Source organism: Paenibacillus sp. TC-CSREp1 (genome assembly GCF_050171015.1).
Taxonomy (GTDB): Bacteria; Bacillota; Bacilli; order Paenibacillales; family Paenibacillaceae; genus Paenibacillus; species Paenibacillus silvae.
This window is the reverse complement of record NZ_JBNOKM010000002.1, coordinates 379,693-398,419: the sequence shown is the minus strand read 5'-3', so window position 1 is coordinate 398,419 and position 18,727 is coordinate 379,693. Positions and strand designations below refer to the sequence as shown.

The 18,727-nt window shown below is 46.9% G+C and carries 15 protein-coding genes and 1 other annotated feature; of the genes, 13 read left to right on the top strand and 2 right to left on the bottom strand.

The window, feature by feature from the left end; genetic code table 11:
* Window positions 1-40 precede the first annotated feature (40 nt).
* The 4 genes from ACQSGY_RS04320 (at window position 41) to ACQSGY_RS04305 (ending at window position 5,802) form a co-directional block, all read left to right on the top strand.
* Window positions 41-868 (top strand): amidohydrolase family protein, encoded by an 828-nt coding sequence (locus ACQSGY_RS04320; protein ID WP_427050807.1) that lies wholly within the window; start codon window positions 41-43, stop codon window positions 866-868.
* 247 nt (window positions 869-1,115) lie between these two features.
* Window positions 1,116-2,558 (top strand): 6-phospho-beta-glucosidase, encoded by a 1,443-nt coding sequence (locus ACQSGY_RS04315; RefSeq protein WP_427050806.1) that lies wholly within the window; start codon window positions 1,116-1,118, stop codon window positions 2,556-2,558.
* A gap of 293 nt (window positions 2,559-2,851) precedes the next feature.
* Entirely contained in the window at window positions 2,852-3,682 is an 831-nt protein-coding gene (gene licT / locus ACQSGY_RS04310; protein WP_427050805.1) for a BglG family transcription antiterminator LicT, read from the top strand.
* A 212-nt stretch (window positions 3,683-3,894) separates the two neighbouring features.
* Window positions 3,895-5,802: a beta-glucoside-specific PTS transporter subunit IIABC gene (locus ACQSGY_RS04305; protein WP_427050804.1), complete on the top strand. Its 1,908-nt coding sequence runs from the start codon at window positions 3,895-3,897 to the stop codon at window positions 5,800-5,802.
* Between the two features lie 144 nt (window positions 5,803-5,946).
* Here the strand turns inward: ACQSGY_RS04305 and ACQSGY_RS04300 are convergent, their stop codons facing one another.
* Window positions 5,947-6,534, bottom strand: a complete 588-nt coding sequence (locus tag ACQSGY_RS04300; RefSeq protein WP_145402493.1) for a biotin transporter BioY — start codon at window positions 6,532-6,534, stop codon at window positions 5,947-5,949.
* Between the two features lie 113 nt (window positions 6,535-6,647).
* On the opposite strand from ACQSGY_RS04300, the gene ACQSGY_RS04295 reads away from it, so the two are divergent.
* The 5 genes from ACQSGY_RS04295 (at window position 6,648) to ACQSGY_RS04275 (ending at window position 12,236) form a co-directional block, all read left to right on the top strand.
* Window positions 6,648-7,529: an energy-coupling factor ABC transporter ATP-binding protein gene (locus ACQSGY_RS04295; protein WP_427050803.1), complete on the top strand. Its 882-nt coding sequence runs from the start codon at window positions 6,648-6,650 to the stop codon at window positions 7,527-7,529.
* Complete coding sequence (locus ACQSGY_RS04290; protein ID WP_427050861.1) at window positions 7,529-9,247, top strand: ATP-binding cassette domain-containing protein; 1,719 nt, start codon at window positions 7,529-7,531, stop codon at window positions 9,245-9,247. Before ACQSGY_RS04295 ends, ACQSGY_RS04290 begins: the two co-directional genes overlap by 1 nt.
* Window positions 9,248-9,387: 140 nt before the next feature.
* Entirely contained in the window at window positions 9,388-9,690 is a 303-nt protein-coding gene (locus ACQSGY_RS04285) for a hypothetical protein (protein ID WP_216513767.1), read from the top strand.
* Between the two features lie 201 nt (window positions 9,691-9,891).
* Window positions 9,892-10,163 (top strand) — a binding site (T-box leader).
* A gap of 168 nt (window positions 10,164-10,331) precedes the next feature.
* Window positions 10,332-11,417: an aspartate-semialdehyde dehydrogenase gene (gene asd / locus ACQSGY_RS04280; protein WP_216513768.1), complete on the top strand. Its 1,086-nt coding sequence runs from the start codon at window positions 10,332-10,334 to the stop codon at window positions 11,415-11,417.
* A 15-nt stretch (window positions 11,418-11,432) separates the two neighbouring features.
* Window positions 11,433-12,236: an SGNH/GDSL hydrolase family protein gene (locus ACQSGY_RS04275; protein ID WP_427050802.1), complete on the top strand. Its 804-nt coding sequence runs from the start codon at window positions 11,433-11,435 to the stop codon at window positions 12,234-12,236.
* A 102-nt stretch (window positions 12,237-12,338) separates the two neighbouring features.
* Here ACQSGY_RS04275 and ACQSGY_RS04270 read toward each other — a convergent pair whose 3' ends face one another.
* On the bottom strand, window positions 12,339-13,307 hold the full coding sequence (locus ACQSGY_RS04270; RefSeq protein WP_427050801.1) for a bile acid:sodium symporter family protein: 969 nt from the start codon (window positions 13,305-13,307) through the stop codon (window positions 12,339-12,341).
* A 139-nt stretch (window positions 13,308-13,446) separates the two neighbouring features.
* Here ACQSGY_RS04270 and ACQSGY_RS04265 point away from each other — a divergent pair, with 139 nt between their 5' ends.
* The 4 genes from ACQSGY_RS04265 (at window position 13,447) to ACQSGY_RS04250 (ending at window position 18,623) form a co-directional block, all read left to right on the top strand.
* Window positions 13,447-13,917, top strand: a complete 471-nt coding sequence (locus ACQSGY_RS04265) for a DUF6376 family protein (RefSeq protein ID WP_427050800.1) — start codon at window positions 13,447-13,449, stop codon at window positions 13,915-13,917.
* Between the two features lie 151 nt (window positions 13,918-14,068).
* Window positions 14,069-14,824 carry an SDR family NAD(P)-dependent oxidoreductase gene (locus ACQSGY_RS04260; protein ID WP_427050799.1) on the top strand — a complete coding sequence of 252 codons (756 nt, stop codon included), beginning with the start codon at window positions 14,069-14,071 and terminating at the stop codon, window positions 14,822-14,824.
* Between the two features lie 487 nt (window positions 14,825-15,311).
* A complete protein-coding gene (locus ACQSGY_RS04255) occupies window positions 15,312-16,112 on the top strand; it encodes a sulfite exporter TauE/SafE family protein (RefSeq protein WP_427050798.1) in 801 nt (266 codons plus the stop codon).
* Between the two features lie 87 nt (window positions 16,113-16,199).
* Window positions 16,200-18,623, top strand: coding sequence for a polyprenyl synthetase family protein (locus ACQSGY_RS04250; protein WP_427050797.1), 2,424 nt, complete (start codon window positions 16,200-16,202; stop codon window positions 18,621-18,623).
* The last annotated feature ends 104 nt before the right edge of the window (window positions 18,624-18,727 follow it).

The following is an 18,727-nucleotide window of genomic DNA, read 5'->3' as shown; positions in this document are numbered from 1 at the left end:
CATACTACAACAGCGTGAGATACATTAGGAGGTACATATCATGAAGCTGGATGCACATCAACATTTCTGGAATTATAACATCCGCGATTACGGGTGGATTGGTGAAGAAATGCGTGTGATCAAACGATCGTTTCTGCCGGAAGATCTGGAGCCCATTCTTACGGAGGCCGGAATAACAGGTTGTGTGGCTGTACAAGCCCGTCAAAGTCTGGAAGAAACCGAGTGGCTGCTGGAGCTGGCGGATCAACATGAGTTCATTCGAGGTGTAGTCGGATGGGTGGATCTGTGCTCGGAGGAAGCTGCTGTTCAGCTGGAAAAAGTTGCGGCTAACCCTTGGCTGAAAGGCGTACGTCATGTCATTCAGGATGAGCCGGATGTAAAGTTTATACTGCGGGAGGATTTCCAGCGTGGAATTGCACTTCTTGAGCAGTATAATCTGGCTTATGATCTGCTCGTATCCAAGGAACAGCTGCCATATGCTGTAGAAATGGTACAGAAGTTTCCAAGTCAGCGTTTTGTCATTGATCATCTGGCTAAGCCTGATATCAAGGCGGGAATTCAAACTCCATGGAAAGAAGCTATGGAAGCGATTGCAGTGCATCCGAATGTACATTGCAAATTGTCCGGCATGGTGACTGAAGCAGACTGGAATACGTGGACACAAGAAGATTTCACGCCTTATCTGGATACGGTTCTGCAGGCATTTGGAACAGACCGGGTCATGTATGGTTCCGACTGGCCTGTATGCACAGTAGCGGGCGCTTATAGTCAAGTGTTTAATCTGCTTCAGACGCATGTTCATACGTTGTCAGAAGCAGAGCAGCAGAAGATTTTTGGTGAAAATTGTGCAGCTTTTTATCGTCTGTAAAAAAGAACTACACCTTCAGACTATGACTTGTACTGTTGACAGATTTCCTGTTTCTTGGTAAAGTTTTACCCAATCCGCATAATGTTGTCTGGGAATGTTACCGAATACGGGCATAACCTGAGCTGGCTTGTGATACACGTCGTAGTGTATGCAGGCTGGTTCGGGTTTTTTCTATTTACCCAGTGATACAGCTGGACGGCAGAGACTGGGCGGATCATTGCATGATATATTTGAAAGGAGAATACAGATGACGACATTTCAATTTCCTGAACATTTTCTATGGGGAGGAGCTATTGCAGCCAACCAGGCAGAAGGGGCATACCTTGAGGATGGCAAAGGACTGAGCATTGTTGATCTTTTGCCAACTGGAGAGAAGCGCAGAAACATTATGAAAGGTCATGTGCCTGCCTTCACACCGCTTGAAAATGAGTTCTATCCATCCCATGAGGCCATCGATTTCTACCACAGATATCGTGAGGATATTGCTCTGTTTGCAGAGATGGGCTTCAAAGCTTTACGTGTGTCCATTGCATGGGCACGAATTTTTCCGACAGGCGAGGACGCGCAGCCGAATGAAGCAGGATTGCAATTTTACGATGACCTGTTTGACGAGCTGTTGAAACATGGCATCCAGCCGGTTGTCACGTTGGCCCACTTTGATGTGCCTGTACATCTGATTGAGAAATACGGCAGCTGGAGAAGCCGTGAATTGGTGACGCTGTTTGAGACCTATGCCAAAACGGTATTTGCCCGTTACAAAGACAAGGTGAAATACTGGATGACGTTTAACGAGATCAACATGCTGCTTCATCTTCCATTCCTGGGAGCAGGGCTGGCCTTTAACGAAGGGGATAACATCAAGGAAATCCAGTATCAGGCAGCGCATCACCAGCTGGTTGCAAGTGCACTTGCCGTTAAAGCTTGTCATGAGATCATCCCGGACGCGATGATTGGTTGCATGCTTGCTGCAGGCAGCTTCTATCCGTACACATGTAATCCGGAGGATGTATTCCAGGGAATGGAGAAGGATCGTGAATCCTACTTTTTCATTGATGTGCAGTCACGCGGAGAATATCCGGGTTATGCCAAACGTTTCTTTAAGGACAACCATCTGAATATCGTCATGGAGCCGCAGGATGCTGAAATTTTGAAAAACCATACGGTGGACTATATCGGATTCAGTTATTACTCCAGCCGCACCACCAGTACTGACCCTGAAGTGAACAAAAATATGACGAGTGGCAACGTGTTCGGCTCCATAGCCAATCCATACCTGACAAAATCGGAGTGGGGGTGGACGGTTGATCCTAAAGGTTTCCGTATTACGGCAAACCAGCTTCATGACCGCTATCAGAAACCGCTGTTTGTAGTGGAGAACGGTTTTGGTGCTCATGATGAAATCAATGCTGAAGGAGAGATTGATGATTCATACCGCATTGATTATTTGAAACGCCATGTTGCGGAGATGGGTGAAGCCATTCAGGACGGCTGTAACATCATTGGTTATACGAGCTGGGGGCCGATTGACATCGTCAGCGCATCTTCCGGCGAAATGAGAAAACGTTACGGCTATATCTATGTAGATCGTGACAACGAAGGCAAGGGAGAGCTGACTCGGTTGAAAAAGAAAAGCTTTGAATGGTACAAAAATGTTATTGCCTCCCGCGGCACTGATCTTGGAGACGAATAGTCTGCCGAGGAGAAGCATCCGTGTTTGTCTAAACATCAGAAGTTGCATGCATTCATGTAACTTCCTGATGTCTGCTCCTTGAAAGCGTTGACATTGATTGCTGTTCAAGGTATACTTGACGCAAATATATCGTTTCTGGGATTGTTACTACATCACACGTAGGCAAAACCTGAGCACCAAAAGAAGCAGACGGTCATGTCTTGTTTATTTTGTGATGCTCCAGGTTTTTTTGTTATGCCCATGAATAGATATATCAGCGCGACTAGAGAGTGGAACGTGACGGGGGGATTGCATTGAGAATAGCGAAGGTTATCAACAACAACGTCATCAGCATCTATCAGGCCGACGGGGCAGAGCTTGTAGTGATGGGACGTGGGATTGCCTTTAAGAAAAAGCCGGGAGATAAAGTAGACGAGACCCGCATTCAGAAAGTATTTGCCTTGAAAAACAAACAGACATCCGATAATTTCAAAATGCTGCTGCGCGAGGTTCCGATGGAACTGGTTGAAATCGTTGAGGAGATGATCTCACACGCACGTGACAGCCTCGGACGTAAGCTGAATGAGAACATCTATGTATCCTTGACGGATCATATTAATTTCGCAATAGAGCGTTATCACGAAGGCATCGAGATCAAAAATGCGTTAATGTGGGAGATCAAACAGCTGTACAAGGCCGAATTTGCGCTGGGACTGCGTACGATTGAAGAAATTAACAAGCGCATGCAGATCGAACTTCCGCCGGATGAAGCTGCCTTTATTGCACTGCATATCGTCAATGCGGAGATGAATGAAGAAGTCATCACCACGATGAATATGACAAAGTTTATCCAGCAGATTATCAATATCGCGAAGTATCATTTTAAAATGGAATTTGATGAGGAGTCGCTCAGCTACTTCCGCTTCATTACACATTTGAAATTTTTCTCGCAGCGTGTGCTGAACGGCACACACTATGATAAAGATTACGATCATTTCTACGACATGATCAAGGAGAAACATCCTGAAGCTGCTGCATGTGTAGAGAAAATAGCCATGTTTGTTAACAAGGAGTACGATCATGAGCTAACCAATGAGGAAAAATTGTATCTGACCGTGCACATTGAACGTGTCGTGAATCGATAACAATTAATCATTGACATAATTGGTTATATTATAATATTATGTGTATAACAGGAATTTGAATACGATTTAACTGGGATTGTTACTGGTTATGCAGGCAAAACCTAAGTCATGTGCATGTTGGAACCTTTGTGTCCATCTGCGCTAGGCTTAGGTTTTTTGTGTGCAAAAAAATCGGTAAAGTGCCTGTTGGACAAAAAGTAGGAGGGCATATCATGAGTCAAGAGAAACTGGCCAGAGAGATTGTAGCGCGGGTCGGCGGTGAAAAAAATGTGGAGTCACTCGTTCACTGTGCGACAAGGCTGCGGTTTGTATTAAAGGATGATTCAAAAGCCGACAAAGCGGGTCTGGAGAAAACAGAGGGTGTTATTGCCGTTAAGGAAAACGGCGGACAATTCCAGGTTGTTGTAGGAAATAAAGTGCCTGAGGTATATCAGGCCATCGGTCAGATCAGTCATATTCTGGACGACTCTTCGAGTAAAGAGAAGAGCGGCAAAAAGGTGAAAGGCCTCGGCGGCATCATTGACGTCATATCGAGCATTTTTGCACCGCTGCTTGGTGTTATGGCTGGAGCCGGGATATTAAAAGGTTTGCTTTTGATCGCGAACAATATGAGTTGGCTTGAGAAAACAGACACCACCTATATCATTTTGTATGCAGCAGCAGACAGCTTGTTCTATTTCCTGCCGCTCCTGTTAGCGGTTACAACGGCACGTAAATTCCAGGGGAATATGTTTGTTGCCTTAACGATTGCCGGAGCATTAATCTATCCAACAATCATTCAGCTGAAGACAGACGGCACACCTACGGACTTCTTCGGAATTCCCGTTGTGCTTATGAACTATTCGTCTACCGTTATACCGATTATTCTGGCGGTTATTGTGATGAGCAAGCTGGAGAAGTTTTTCAACAAACTGCTTCATGATAGTATTAAAAACTTTGTGACCCCTTTATTTTTACTTGTCATTATGGTTCCGCTCACACTGCTTGTATTTGGACCATTTGGTGTCTACGTAGGTAACGGCATTGCGTCTGCAATGGTCGCTGCATTTGGATTCAGCCCACTGCTCGCCGGAGCTGTGATGGGTGCAAGCTGGCAGCTGCTCGTTATTTTCGGCGTACACTGGGGCTTGGTGCCTGTTTTCATCAACAACATTGCTGTATACGGCAAGGACGGTGTAAAACCGGCAGCAACGGCTTCGGTCTTTGCTCAGACGGGAGCAGCGTTCGGGGTTATGCTCAGAACCAAAAACAAAAAACTGAAAACTCTTGCCGGGTCATCTACACTTACAGCGTTGTTCGGAATTACTGAACCGGCAATTTATGGTGTAACGCTGCCGCTAAAACGTCCATTTATTGCTGGTGTTATCGGTGGTGCTGTCGGTGGTGCAATTATCGGTCAGGCAGGAACACAGGCATTCGCTTCGGGTGCACCGGGACTGCTTACACTGCCAATCTTCTACGGACCCGGTGGGCAAGGCTTCCCTGGACTGATTATGGGTATCGCAGCGTCCTTTATCGTTTCTGCAGTTCTGACGTATATCATGGGCTTCAAAGACCCTGTGGATGATGAGGACACGAAGACAGAAGCTAACGCAGGTCAAACGGCCGGGACTGCATCAACCAAAGAGGCTTCCAAGCCATCGGCTCAAGCAGCCTCCAAAACAGATCAAGAAGTATTAAGTCCAATCGAAGGTACAATTGTCGATTTGGCTGAAGTTCCAGATCCGGCGTTTGCTTCTGGCGCTATGGGAAAAGGGATTGCAATCGAGCCAACCACAGGTCGTGTTGTTGCTCCCTTTGATGGTACAGTTACTGTTGCTTTCAAAAAGAAACATGCACTTGCTGTCGTTTCCGATTCGGGAGCCGAAATTCTGGTACATGTAGGCGTGGACACGGTCAAGCTGGATGGGCAGCATTTTATCTCCTACATCGAGGAAGGAGACCGAGTGAAGGCGGGGGATCTGCTGCTCGAATTCGACATTGAGCAGATTAAAGCCGCAGGTTATCATACGGTAACCCCTATCATCGTAACAAACTCCGCGGACTACAATGATGTCATTCCGCAAGCTTCAGGACAGGTGAGCAGCAAGGATATGCTGCTGAAAATTTACGGTTCCTAAGCTGCCGAGGGGAATGGGATAAAGATAAAAGTAATGAAAGCTCAATAAAGATAAATTAATAAAAATACAGAAAACCGCCAAAGGCTCACTTTGGCGGTTTTCTGTGCTGATCTGGCCACGACATTCTGAAGGGGGTGACAGAGACTAGTTCATCTTAATCACATTGGAATGCATAGGACTTGTCAGGCGCTGAGGCGGGTATACGATGCGAATAGGAGCGATGATGATCGTGGCGAAAACGGCTTTGATCAGATCACCGATAATATAAGGATAGAAGCCTTGAATCATCGCATCCGATAAGGACATGCTGAAGCGATAAGCTAACCAAGGAACACCTGTAACATAAATGAAGAGGGAACCGAATATTTCCAGGATGATAAATGCAAGCAAGAACCCTTTGAATCCGCGAATCTGGACTTTGGAGAGCAGCAGACCGATAAGCAAGGCGGCAAAGGGCCATATAATTACATAACCTCCGGTTGGCCCGAGCAGAACGCCAAGTCCACCCGTTCCATGCAGCAGAGGAAAACCAAGACCGGTAAGTACAACAACCAGGGCAATGCTCAGAAATCCGTAAAGCGGCCCAAGCAGTCCACCAGCTAACATCACTGCCAACGTTTGCAGCGTAATCGGCACAGGGGAGAACCCGAGAGGAATGCTTATGTATCCAAAAATAACGAGAATGGCCGCCATGAGCGCACTGAATACGATGCCTCGCAAAGATAATTTCATGTTTGTACAATCCTTTCGATTTTGATAGAATTATTGTTAACCAAATAATTTTGAATGGTTAACGATTAGCATATTATCATATTCATTCGAATTGCGAAAGGACTAATTTTGAAATGCAAGATAAGCTGCCTATCATTTCATTAAAAGACGTACGTGTACACTACACTGTTGAAGGCAGTGAGGTGAAGAAGGCGCTGGACGGGGTCTCGCTTGCACTCAAAGCAGGGGAATGGTTAAGTATCGTCGGTGCAAACGGGAGTGGAAAAAGCACCCTTGCCGGCATACTGCTGGGCTTTATGCCCTTGTCCAGTGGCGAACGAAATGTTCCGGAGAATCTGATCATTCGCGGGGTATTACAGCAACCTGATGCACAGGTACTGGGAGATACGATTGAAGAGGAATTTCATTTTGCATTATCGCATTTACATATATCCCGTCTGGAGAAGGAGAACCGCAGAAGGGAAGCAATGCAAATTGTCGGACTTCACCATCCGCCAACTGCAGCTATTGCACAGTTATCCGGTGGACAGAAGCAGCTGCTTAACATTGCAACAGCACTTGCAGCCAGGCCGGATGTGCTGATTATGGACGAGCCTGCGGCTATGCTTGATCCTGATGCAAGAGACCGCTTGGAGCATATTGTTCAGACCGTGACGAGCAATGGCACAGCAGTAATCTGGATTACGCATCATCTGGAGGAAGCAACGCTAAGTGATCGAATCATGGCTATGAATAAAGGACGATGTGTCTATGACGGCACACCGATGTCGTTTTTTTATCCATTATCAGAAAGAAACAAGAAACATCTATCAGTAGAAACAGGTACACGAAGCGATGCCTTGCAGCAAAAAGGGGGGCAATCCCCTTGTGAGCAGCTGGGACTGGAGCCGCCTTTCACGGTCAAGACATGCCTGATCCTGAAGCGGCAGGGGAAGCTGCAGCATGCTGCGCCTTTAAGGCCTGAGCAGCTGGCCAGGGAGGTTGCGCGCTGGTGATGGAGCTGAAGAATATTTGCGTGCGAGTCCCGGGTGAGAACAAGCGCACACTGCTGGATCAGATTACAGTCACACTGAGACGTGGTGAGGTTACGCTGCTCCTGGGCTGTACTGGCTCAGGCAAAACAACACTGCTACAGACTATGGCTGGTCTGAGAACGCCGGATTCCGGTGTTATTCGGCTGGAAGGCGAACCGATGTGGCGTGATGGGAGGGTGCCTCAATCGGTGCTGCTTCAGACAGGGCTTGTGTTTCAATTTCCGGAACAGCAATTGTTTGCGCATGATATCAAGCGGGAGATGCTGTACTCGCTGCGCCCTTATCGTCTGAATGAAGACGACTGTGAGCAGCAGATTGAAGATTCTTTGGCGCATTGGGACCCGCCTCGTGGGGATCAGGGGGAACGGCGTTTTCACCTGGAGCGTTCGCCCTTTGCCCTCAGCGGTGGTGAGAAGCGAAGACTGGGACTTGCACTTGGGGATGTAACCAAACCGGACTGGATGCTGCTGGATGAACCCAGCGCGGGTCTTGAGGCACACAGCGTGAAGCTGCTGCTTGGTTCCCTCGATAAAAAGCGCATGTCAGGTGGTGCGGCAATTATTGCTACACATGATCTGGATACGTTTCTGCCGTATGCAGACCGAGTGCTTTTGTTAAAAAAAGGTCGCTTGATTGCAGATGTTACGCCGCTGGAATTGCACACACATCCTGAGCTGCTGGTTGAGGCTGGAATGGGTCTGCCTCCTTCAATGCGCCTTGCAGAGCAGCTGCGAGCGGCCGGGATTGATTTCTCTTATCCGGCGATGACGGCAGAAGAGATGGCTGAAGCCATTATTCGCTCAGGGGGGCAAAAGGCAGCAGGTGCTGAACATATGCATGATACGAAAGAAATGCCAGAAGTCATACCTGCCTATGATGATTCTGCCCAATTTCAACAACCAACTGCTGCTTCTGTTCCTTCTAACGAAGCATATATCGTGCTCGATCCGCGTCTGAAATGGGTGTTGTACGTGCTGCTTGTGACAGCAGCGATGCTTCAGCAGGACTGGCTTGGCCTGACCTTAACCTTGATTCCGGTGGCAGGTGCTTTAGCTGTGCTGCCCCGTCAGATGTTAACGGGATGCATCAAGCTGATGAAACCGCTCGTCCTGTTTTTTGTCCTGTCCACAGCGTTATCGGGCAGCACATTAACGACGGGGGAAGGGGGGATTCAGCTTGGCTTTTCATGGATTCAAGCCGAGGGCACGCTGCTGAACCTTTATCGTCTGTTCATCGTAACTCTGGCAAGCCTGTGGTTCTCGTTAACAACACCTTATGGACGAATGGTTGAGGGTCTTAACTGGGTGTTTGCCTATGGCCGGAAAATTAAACTTCCTGTCGCTTCGTTTGCTCTGGCTGTCTCTTTGATTTTCAGATTCATTCCAATGATCTGGAGTGAGTGGCAGCGGTTTTCTCTGATTGTAAGGTCGCGCGGGAAAGCGGCTTTGAAGCCGAATACCGTACGCATACGCGATCTGGGGCCCTTGATCATTCCACTGCTTATGGCCTTGTTTCAGCGTGCAGAGGACATGACCATTGCCATGGAGATGCGCAAGGTGAGAGAAAACAGTGCGCTTGGCGCTCGTTCCTCTCTTCTGGTCTGGAGCAGGCGGGATACGCGAATAGGCATCATCGGTCTGCTGGTTTTTGCTCTGCTTGCATCCATGCGATGGTTCTAGCAGCGCGGATAAAGGTGCGGATTCAGTGATGAATCGGCACTTGAAACGCAGTGTTTTCCAAGAAAAATGCATAAGTTCTTCCTGTTTCGCTCATCTTAAAGATGCGTTGATCATCTCAAGACGATCAGGAGGGACGAGTGATGAAGGAAAAGTTTGTGCAGGAGGACAGGCAGGAGTATACGGATGTATCCACCGTGGAATCGCAGCGAAATGATATTACTCTGGAGGAGTTCCCGGAGGGCCCCTACGGCTCATCCTTGTTATCTGAATCTCTTGGCAAGAGCTCCCCGTGGCGGATGGATCAAAGAACCGCACACCGTTTCGATTATGAGAATCATGAGCTGCATGAGGGAGAGGTTCGGGATTATCCGGGTCAGGATGTTTTTGATGAAACGGTGCCAGATGACGTGCATGAACCTCAGTATCCTGGAAAAATGGAATGATGTTTCTTCATATTTGAAACAAGCGTCAACTATAAACAGCCTTCGGCGGAAATATTCCGCACGGAGGCTATTTTGGTTTTATCTTTTAGTTATAATTGGTTGTGATGATGACTAACTTCATTTTTGTAATATATCCAATTACAGCAAATTTAAAAAAACTGTTTACTTCCGTACTGGAACTTTGATATTATAATCGCAATATCAAATGCGAAGACGAGACGAGTAGATAAAAATCATTCTTTCATCAGAGAGCTCCGGCAGCTGAAAAGGGGCAAAGAAACTTTTATCGAATAAAGACTCTGAGCAGCACATCGGAATCCGCTTTCTTGGAGGATGGTGTGACAGGCGCTCCTGTTATAGAGCTAGAGTATAAAACGGATGAAACAGTCATCCTTCACATACTTGAAGAGGCAGATATGGTGACATATTTGCGAATCTGGGTGGTACCACGAGTGTTCAATCTCGTCCCTGAGACTTTTGTCTTGGGGATGGGATTTTTTGGTTTTTCAGAGCTGTGATTACACGCTTTGGATTGGCCTGAATAGTGTGAATGATAGGGGAATGAAAGCAAGCTTCCAGTATCCCATGTACAATGACAACAAGAGATGAGCTAACTTAAACCGAAAGGAAATGATGATTCCATGTCAGCAAAATTAAAAGTCGGTATTGTCGGAGGAACAGGAATGGTGGGTCAGCGCTTTGTAGACCTGCTGGATCAACATCCATGGTTTGAAGTAACCGCGATTTCAGCAAGTGCCAATTCGGCAGGTAAAACGTATGAAGAATCTGTTCAAGGAAGATGGAAGCTTGCGGTTCCGATTCCTGAGCCGGTGAAAAATATTGTCGTGCAGGATGCATCCCAGGTTGAAGCATTTGCGAGCCAGGTTGATTTTATTTTCTGCGCAGTGGATATGAAAAAAAATGAAATTCAGGCGCTGGAAGAGGCTTACGCCAAAACAGGCACGCCTGTTGTATCCAATAACTCGGCTCATCGCTGGACAGCTGACGTACCGATGGTTATTCCTGAGATTAACCCAGGTCATCTGGCGGTGATTGAGGCTCAAAGAAAACGTCTGGGCACAACAACCGGTTTTATTGCGGTGAAACCGAATTGCTCGATCCAGAGTTACGTGCCAGCGCTGCACGCTTTGCGTGAGTTTAATCCGACACAGGTTGTGGCTTCCACGTATCAAGCGATCTCTGGTGCGGGCAAAAACTTCACGGATTGGCCAGAAATGCTGGATAACGTTATTCCGTACATCGGTGGTGAGGAAGAAAAAAGCGAGCAGGAGCCGCTTCGCATCTGGGGAAGTGTAGAAAATAACCAGATTGTCAAAGCATCTGCACCATTGATTACAACGCAATGTATTCGTGTACCTGTAACCGATGGACATCTGGCGACGGTGTTTGTGAACTTTGAGAAAAAACCGAGCAAGGATGAGATTCTGGAGCGCTGGTCTCAGTTCAAAGGTCGTCCGCAGGAGCTGGCGCTGCCAAGTGCACCGAAACAGTTCATTACGTATTTTGAAGAAGAGAACAGACCACAGACCAAGCTGGATCGTGATATCGAGCGTGGTATGGGCGTATCGACAGGTCGTTTGCGTGAAGACTCACTCTATGACTATAAATTTGTTGGATTGTCCCACAACACGCTCCGCGGGGCAGCAGGCGGTGCGGTTCTGATTGCGGAATTGCTCAAAGCGGAAGGATATATCCAACCGAAATAAGCAATGTAAAAGTAAGTGTTAAGGATAAAAACACCATCCCATGCTGATGGTGTTTTTATTACACTCATCGGGAAAAAAATGGGGATCCAGAGCCAGACAGGTTATGCGGATATATATAATAGGAAAAAGAGGGAGTTAGGTATGTTGCTGCAATCTGAGCTATATAAAGGACAAAAGGCCGTCTTTCTAGGAGATAGCATTACTTATGGTTATGGGCTGAGCGAAGGGGAGCATCCATATCCGGAGCTTGTCAGTAGAGCATTAGGGTTTCGATCCCATGAGAATCATGGAATTTCGGGTAGTAGTGTAGCCGATGGGGGGCTTGAGCCCATGTGCAATCGAATCGAACAACTGAATGCTGATGCAGATATCATTTTTTTTATGGGAGGAAGAAATGATTTTTCCAGCGGTACGACTGCATTTGGTAACATAAACACTTCACCGAGCTCGACAGATACATTTTATGGGGCCCTTAAGCATGTTGCAGAGGGCTTGATCCAGCGCTACCCAACCAAGCTGATTGTCTTTTTGACTCCTCCGCATGGATCAAGTACAGCCGTACCTGAATATTTGCCCAATCCGGTGACCGGACGAGTATACTCAGAGTATATTGCTGCGATCAAAGAAGTGGCATCATTGTACTCCATTCCAGTCTGTGATCTGTGGAACATTGCAGGAATCCAGCCTTTATTGGAGGTGCATAAAAATTTATACTTTACTGGAGAAAATGGTGTGCCTGATGGTCTTCATCCCAACCAGGCCGGACATTCGAGATTGGCGGCAAGAATCGTGGGCTTCCTTAATACATTGCAGGTTTAACTAAGAAGCTTTTTATGATTTATGTGGCTAATAAAAAAACAGCATGTACTCCATTTCTTCATAATGGAGCGTTGCTGTTTTTTATAGCAAACTTTGCAAATGTTAAGCTGTTGAGGTTTTATCCGACTTTTGCAGAAGCTGGGAGCGACGCCCGAGCAGGTAACCTGTCAGAGAAGCGAGCATCTGTTGAAATACCATGCCAAGCACAACAGGAACGGCAACAGGCGGTGGAAAATAAGTGACTGCAAGTACAGCGCCAGCACTAATGTTGCGCATCCCCCCATTAAAGACAAGGGCGACCTGGTCCGCTTCATTCCAGCCGAGCCACTTCGCAATGAAATAACTCAAAGCATAACCGAAGGAAGCAAGAAAGACGATAATTACAGCCAGGCCAGCCAGTTTCAAGTTGAAGTCAGCCAGATATGGTGCGACAACCGAGCCGTTGATTGCCACAACAGAAGCCATGAACAGCTTGGATAACGGATTCAGCCGAGGCCCCCATACAGGAACGATGCCACCTTTGGTCCACTCATTCAGAAGCATCCCCAGAAGGGATGGAAACACAATCATCCAGAACAGACTGCTCATCATGGCCCCGATATCCAGGGAAACACTTGTACCTACAAGTAGAGACAACACACCGGGCACAACAAAAGGAGCAAGCAAGGTATCAATAAGAATAATAGAAAGCGTAAGGGCAATATTTCCTCGGTAGATGCTCACCCATATAAAGCTGCTAATTCCAGTGGGAATGACCGCAGCGAGAACAAGGCCGGTAATTGTGTAGGCATCAGTTGGAAATACCAGATGACCTGTGCCTAGCGCGACAAGCGGCATCGCCAGATGCAGGATCAGCAAGCAAATAAACAAAGGCAGAGGCCTTTTTAGAACATTTACGAAATCTCGCACGCTTAGACTGATACTGCCTGCAAATGTCATGAAAGCAAACAGCCAGGGGGACAAAAACGTGTACGAAGATAAATAACTGCCGCATAATACACCAATGATGATACTGCTGGGGGTAATCAGTGGCATGATGCGGTTCAAGCGTTGATTTAAGGCTTGAAGCATATGATGACATCCCTTTATTGTGTGATTCATCTATTATACATCGTTATGCTGTGGTGTGCAGACACATTTGCATTCGCGTTCTGGAAGCAAGTATCATTAACGTGCAACCATCATTCTGAGTGTAGAGAGGAAGATGATCATGCCCAGGCGAAGAGGAAAACATAAACTTGTCATGACCGCAGTTGTTGCATCCAGTGTGCTGATGATGTCCGCGTGTTCAATCGTAGAGCAGGCGAATCAAAGTTTGAATTATGTAAGTGGCGCGACCGATTATATAGAACAGGTATCAACAGCCGGAACCGATATGCAGCAGCTTGCAGCGGATGCGATCAACAATCCGGATGTAACGGAACAGATTCAAGCAAAGATTGACCTGATTCAGATGGAAGCAGCGGAATTCGCGCAATTGAATGCCCCTGCAATAGGTCAGAACATCCATGAGAATCTGGTGAGTTATAATAACCAGCTTACCGAAGTTGTCGATCAGTTCGAAACAACCATTGCAGAGCAGGGGTTCACCGCAGAGAACTGGCAAAACACGGGTATTCCTGAATTAATCAATAATATTAATAGCTTGAAGGAACCGCTCAGCGGTTTGCAAAGTGAATAGTTTGTTTAAATGATAAATATAACAAGACGAGTAAGCTTGCGGAGCGATTGCTCGTCTTTCTTTGTATATTTACTTCATAAAAAGAAAAACTACAAATCATGGACGAGGCTCACGGTTTGACAAAAGAAAGACAGCAAAGGAGATCGATGTTATGTCCGAACATACAGGGAAAGTCCTTATTATCACGGGTGGAGCAAGCGGGATCGGAAAAGAAACGGCACTGCAGCTGGCTGCACAAGGGGCGACGATCATTGTCGCGGATTTTAACGAAGATGGTGCCAAACAGGTTGCAGCTCAGATTGAAGCAAATGGCGGTAAGGCCGGAGCTTATAAAGTTGATGTATCCAAAGGCGACGAGATTAAAGCGTTGATTGACTGGACTGTGAAGACCTATGGCACATTCAATGGCATTTTCAATAATGCAGGCATCGGGCTTGTAAAGCCGTTTCTGGAGATGGACCCGGAATCGTATCACAAAGTTATTGATGTGGATCAGCACAGCGTATACTACGGCATGTACTATGGTGCGAAGAAAATGGTAGAACTGAATGTGCAGGGTACGATTGTGAATACGGCTTCGATCTACGGAAGTGTGGCAGCTGTGGGCAGCTTCAACTACAATGCTGCGAAGGCGGCGGTGGTCATGATGTCCAAATCTGGAGCACTGGAATTGGCTGAGCATGGGATTCGTGTTCTCGGGGTTGCGCCTGGCTTCATTGAAACTCCGATATTAGGCAATGACAAGGCGATGAAGGATGCACTGGCAACCCAGCACATGCGCGGAGAATTGATTCAGCCGGAAAAAGTGGCAAGTGTAGTTACGTTTTTGTTCAGTGATGCTGCGAGTGCAATGAATGGCACAACGGTAGCTGTTGATGATGGTTTCCTCAGCTTCAAAACAAAATAAATGTGATGAAACACAAAAAGGCACGGGAGGTATGAATCCGGTGCCTTTTTTCTATACATACATAACAAGACATACATCACAAGCCTTTTATAAATGTCGAATCATCCCGAAATTTCCCGGTTCGTGATACAATATCATTATGTGTCTTTTTTTATCCATTTGTGGTGTCGTCATACACGATACGGACTCCGAGCGAGCCGTAGCTTTCTTCTTTATAGTGACAATGAGTGCACGTTTTGACGGAGCATAGCGCATCGTGATGTGCTTGTAATTTTTCGTTACAGCGAGGACAGTTATTGACGAAAAGTGTCTTCAACACGTTGAACATGCTTAATCACTCATTTCTGATTAATTTACTTGGTTTTAAGTATTATACCCGAAATGACGAGTGATGTATACTTTTTTTCTGCTTCAATTTTGGCGTTTTATTCTAATGTTTTCACCATTTATTTCGCTATACTATCATCTGAAAGGAAGCGTCTAACCGATGGATCTTCTGCTGTTTATCATCATGTTTATACTGGGTCTGATCGGTTCATTTTTCTCTGGACTACTCGGCATTGGGGGAGCGATTATCAACTTCCCGCTGCTGCTATACGTGCCTGAGATGGCTGGGCTGGAACCTTTCACAGCTCATCAGGTGTCGGCGATCAGCATGTTTCAGGTTTTCTTTGCTTCACTTGCTGGTGTACTTGCATTTCGCAGGAAAGCCAAGGCAGGTAGGGCGGGAGGCACAGTCATTCATACTGAGTTAGTGTTGGTTATGGGGAGCAGTATTCTTACAGGGAGCCTGATGGGCGCTTTTATCTCAGGTATGCTGGATGAACGTATGATTCACCTGGTCTATGGCATTCTCGCTGTGATTGCTATTGTACTGATGCTGATTCCCAGCAAGGGCAGCATGGATGCGAACGGGGCTTTGTCATTTAATAAAACCATCGCAGCAAGCACCTCATTTGCCGTTGGAATTGTATCAGGGATCGTCGGGGCTGGGGGCGCATTTGTGCTTATCCCGATTATGCTTACCATTTTGCAAATCCCGGTCCGGACGACCATTGCATCATCACTCGCGATTGTGTTCATCTCTGCGATCGGCGGTGTAATTGGAAAAATTACGGCTGGAGACATTCCTGTAGAGCCGATTATTTATACGGTGCTTGGAAGTCTGATCGGTGCTTCGCTTGGTTCCAGAGCAAGTTCTATGATCAATGTGCGATTCCTCAGGTACGCTCTGCTGCTTCTGATTGCTATAACGGCAATTAAAGTATGGTTCTCCATCTTTAATTAGCGTAACCAAATGGCTGTGTCCCCGTATATAGGATATGAACATGACCGGACCATGTTTAACTTTAACTGAAGTTGAGGGATGCAACCGATGAACAACTTACTTATGGATGAGACTGACGATATAGCTGGTACGAATGCAAAAGCGAATGTTAATGCTGGCGCTGGTGAAGCGTATCGGCTCGCGGAGCAGAAAGCATCTCATTATTTTACAACTCTCTCACAGCGACTGCTGAAGAATACACATATGGATACACTTGCGGAAGATTTCAAGGAGTGGCAGAAGAAGCATATCCAGCGATTTAATTGGTTAGCCTGGCTGCCTGGCAAACGAAAACCGAATTCCAGAGACATTCAGAAATACATGCACTGGTTAAATATGACGGGCAAGCTGGAGGATTATCTTGATCGAAGCATCTCCTATATTTATATGCGTGATTTGGGCCAGGCGTTGGATTCGCCCAAAACACAAGAGAATATTCGTCGTACGATCCAGGACACGCAAAAATATTTTACGAGAAATGCAAGTGAACACCAGCAGCCGGATTATATCAGTCCTGTGGCGCTGTACCGGTGGGGGCAGCGTGAACATGTGGAAGAAGCAGTCATCTGGGTGATGGACAAATTAAAACATGTGGCGGCCAACATTCCAGAGGAGCTGGATGCAGCTCAAGCACAGCGCAAACTGATCAAAATTATTTTGGGTGTTGTGCTGCACGTGTATGATGAGTTGACCGAGCAGACGCCAAGAGAGGAACGGATCGAGAGATTGGATGCAGCGATTAGGCTGGGATACTCCTATGGACTGACGTATCCTTTTGTCGATGATCTTCTCGATTCTCAGGCGCTGAACGCACAACAAAAGGAACAATACTCCGCCATGATTCAGAAAGCGCTTCTTACAGGAGTTGTGCCTGATCTGGAAGAATGGGAGGGACCTCAGCTTGAAGTGATTCGTTATGTCCACGCTGAGCTTCGAGAGGCGTTCGAGTATATTCGGAGCTACCAGCGCACGGAGATGCAGCAGACCTTTTTTGAACAATCCTATGTTTTCTTTCATTCCCAAGAGATTGACCGCGGCAAAAAAATATCCAATGCGCACTATACCAATGAGGAGTTATACATTCCAATTATCATTAAATCCGCCTCCTCGCGGCTCATCGTACGTTCCGTTCTTAGTGCTTCGGAAGATGAAGGGTTTGATCTGCGCACCTTCCACTACGGGATATATAATCAGCTTGCGGATGATTTTGCCGATATGTTTGATGATCTGCAGGCTGGAGCGGTGACACCTTACACGTATTATTTGAAGTATCGTGATCTTCGTCCTGATCTGATCAATCCGTATGAACTGTACTGGGCTGTTATCTCCTACTTGATTCATGATATCTACGAGTCCAGTCCCAAGGCTCGCGAGGTGATACTGGATCGTGCCATCAACGGGCTGAAGCGCAGTAGAGAACGGCTCGGACAGGCAAAATATGATGAGGTTATGGGTATTTTTGCAGCAGGACAGCCGGAACTCAATCAGATCGTGCAGCAGATGGTGCGCAAAGCGGATGATGTAGATTTTCTGGACAAATTGTTACGTGATGAAGTGGTTCAGCAGCTTAGCAGGGATAAGCAGCAGAAGGAAACGTTCCAGCATACCATTCAAACGGTTCGTGAACGAATCAACGTTGAGCTGCAGATCAGCAAATCGGCTGAGGAACCCAATATGAAGACTGCGCTTATGGATGCGGCGAATTATAGTTTGCAAGGTGACGGTAAACGTCTGCGTCCTATTCTGACCTGGGTGATGGGTGTGGAGCAGTACGGACTGCCAGAGTCGTCTATCATGCCCCTGTTACGGTCCATGGAATTCATGCATACAGCCTCGCTTATTTTTGATGACCTGCCCACTCAGGACAATGCTTCCACTAGAAGAGGGCGTTCAACACTTCATCAGCTTCATAACAGCTCGACTGCGGAGCTGACGGGTCTGTTCCTGATCCAGCGAGCTATTCGGGAGCAGTCGTCGTTACATCAGTTTGATGCGCAAGCTGTACTGAAGCTGATTCAATATTCTGCAATCAAAGCAGAGGACATGTGCATGGGGCAGGCCATGGATCTGGGGTCAAGAGGGAAAATACTCACGCTGGAGGAACTCAATGCAATCTGTTTTTACAAAACAGGCATTGCCTTTGAGGCGGCTCTGGTGATGCCCGCGATTCTATCTCAAGTGAAGGACGAGGAGATCGCCGAGCTCAAGACGTTTGCGTATCACGCCGGGATCGCCTTTCAGATCAGGGATGACCTTCTGGATCATACAGGGGATCAACGAGTGCTTGGCAAACCGGCAGGCCAGGATGAACGGAACAACAACTCCACCTTTGTTTCGATTCTGGGAGAACAGGGAGCACAGAAGGCGATGTGGGAACACTACTGCTTCGCATTTGATGCCTTGCGCCGGATGCCGAAACCGATTCCTTTTCTCAAACATCTGCTGGATTATCTTGTCGGTCGCGAACGTTAATATCCACCTATTGAAATACATTATAAAAAATAAACAAAACCCTCGCCCGTTACAGCGGAGCGAGGGTTTTTTATGTCTTTCACCCGGAATCTCTGTCCTTCGGA

What these genes read in the sequence shown, in the direction of transcription:
- ACQSGY_RS04290 (WP_427050861.1), top strand. Translation starts at nt 7,529, where the DNA reads ATGGAGCTGAAGAATATTTGCGTGCGAGTCCCGGGTGAGAACAAGCGC.
- ACQSGY_RS04315 (WP_427050806.1), top strand. Translation starts at nt 1,116, where the DNA reads ATGACGACATTTCAATTTCCTGAACATTTTCTATGGGGAGGAGCTATT.
- ACQSGY_RS04250 (WP_427050797.1), top strand. Translation starts at nt 16,200, where the DNA reads ATGAACAACTTACTTATGGATGAGACTGACGATATAGCTGGTACGAAT.
- ACQSGY_RS04295 (WP_427050803.1), top strand. Translation starts at nt 6,648, where the DNA reads ATGCAAGATAAGCTGCCTATCATTTCATTAAAAGACGTACGTGTACAC.
- ACQSGY_RS04270 (WP_427050801.1), bottom strand. Translation starts at nt 13,307, where the DNA reads ATGCTTCAAGCCTTAAATCAACGCTTGAACCGCATCATGCCACTGATT.
- ACQSGY_RS04255 (WP_427050798.1), top strand. Translation starts at nt 15,312, where the DNA reads ATGGATCTTCTGCTGTTTATCATCATGTTTATACTGGGTCTGATCGGT.
- ACQSGY_RS04285 (WP_216513767.1), top strand. Translation starts at nt 9,388, where the DNA reads ATGAAGGAAAAGTTTGTGCAGGAGGACAGGCAGGAGTATACGGATGTA.
- ACQSGY_RS04300 (WP_145402493.1), bottom strand. Translation starts at nt 6,534, where the DNA reads ATGAAATTATCTTTGCGAGGCATCGTATTCAGTGCGCTCATGGCGGCC.
- ACQSGY_RS04260 (WP_427050799.1), top strand. Translation starts at nt 14,069, where the DNA reads ATGTCCGAACATACAGGGAAAGTCCTTATTATCACGGGTGGAGCAAGC.
- ACQSGY_RS04305 (WP_427050804.1), top strand. Translation starts at nt 3,895, where the DNA reads ATGAGTCAAGAGAAACTGGCCAGAGAGATTGTAGCGCGGGTCGGCGGT.
- ACQSGY_RS04320 (WP_427050807.1), top strand. Translation starts at nt 41, where the DNA reads ATGAAGCTGGATGCACATCAACATTTCTGGAATTATAACATCCGCGAT.
- asd (WP_216513768.1), top strand. Translation starts at nt 10,332, where the DNA reads ATGTCAGCAAAATTAAAAGTCGGTATTGTCGGAGGAACAGGAATGGTG.
- ACQSGY_RS04265 (WP_427050800.1), top strand. Translation starts at nt 13,447, where the DNA reads ATGCCCAGGCGAAGAGGAAAACATAAACTTGTCATGACCGCAGTTGTT.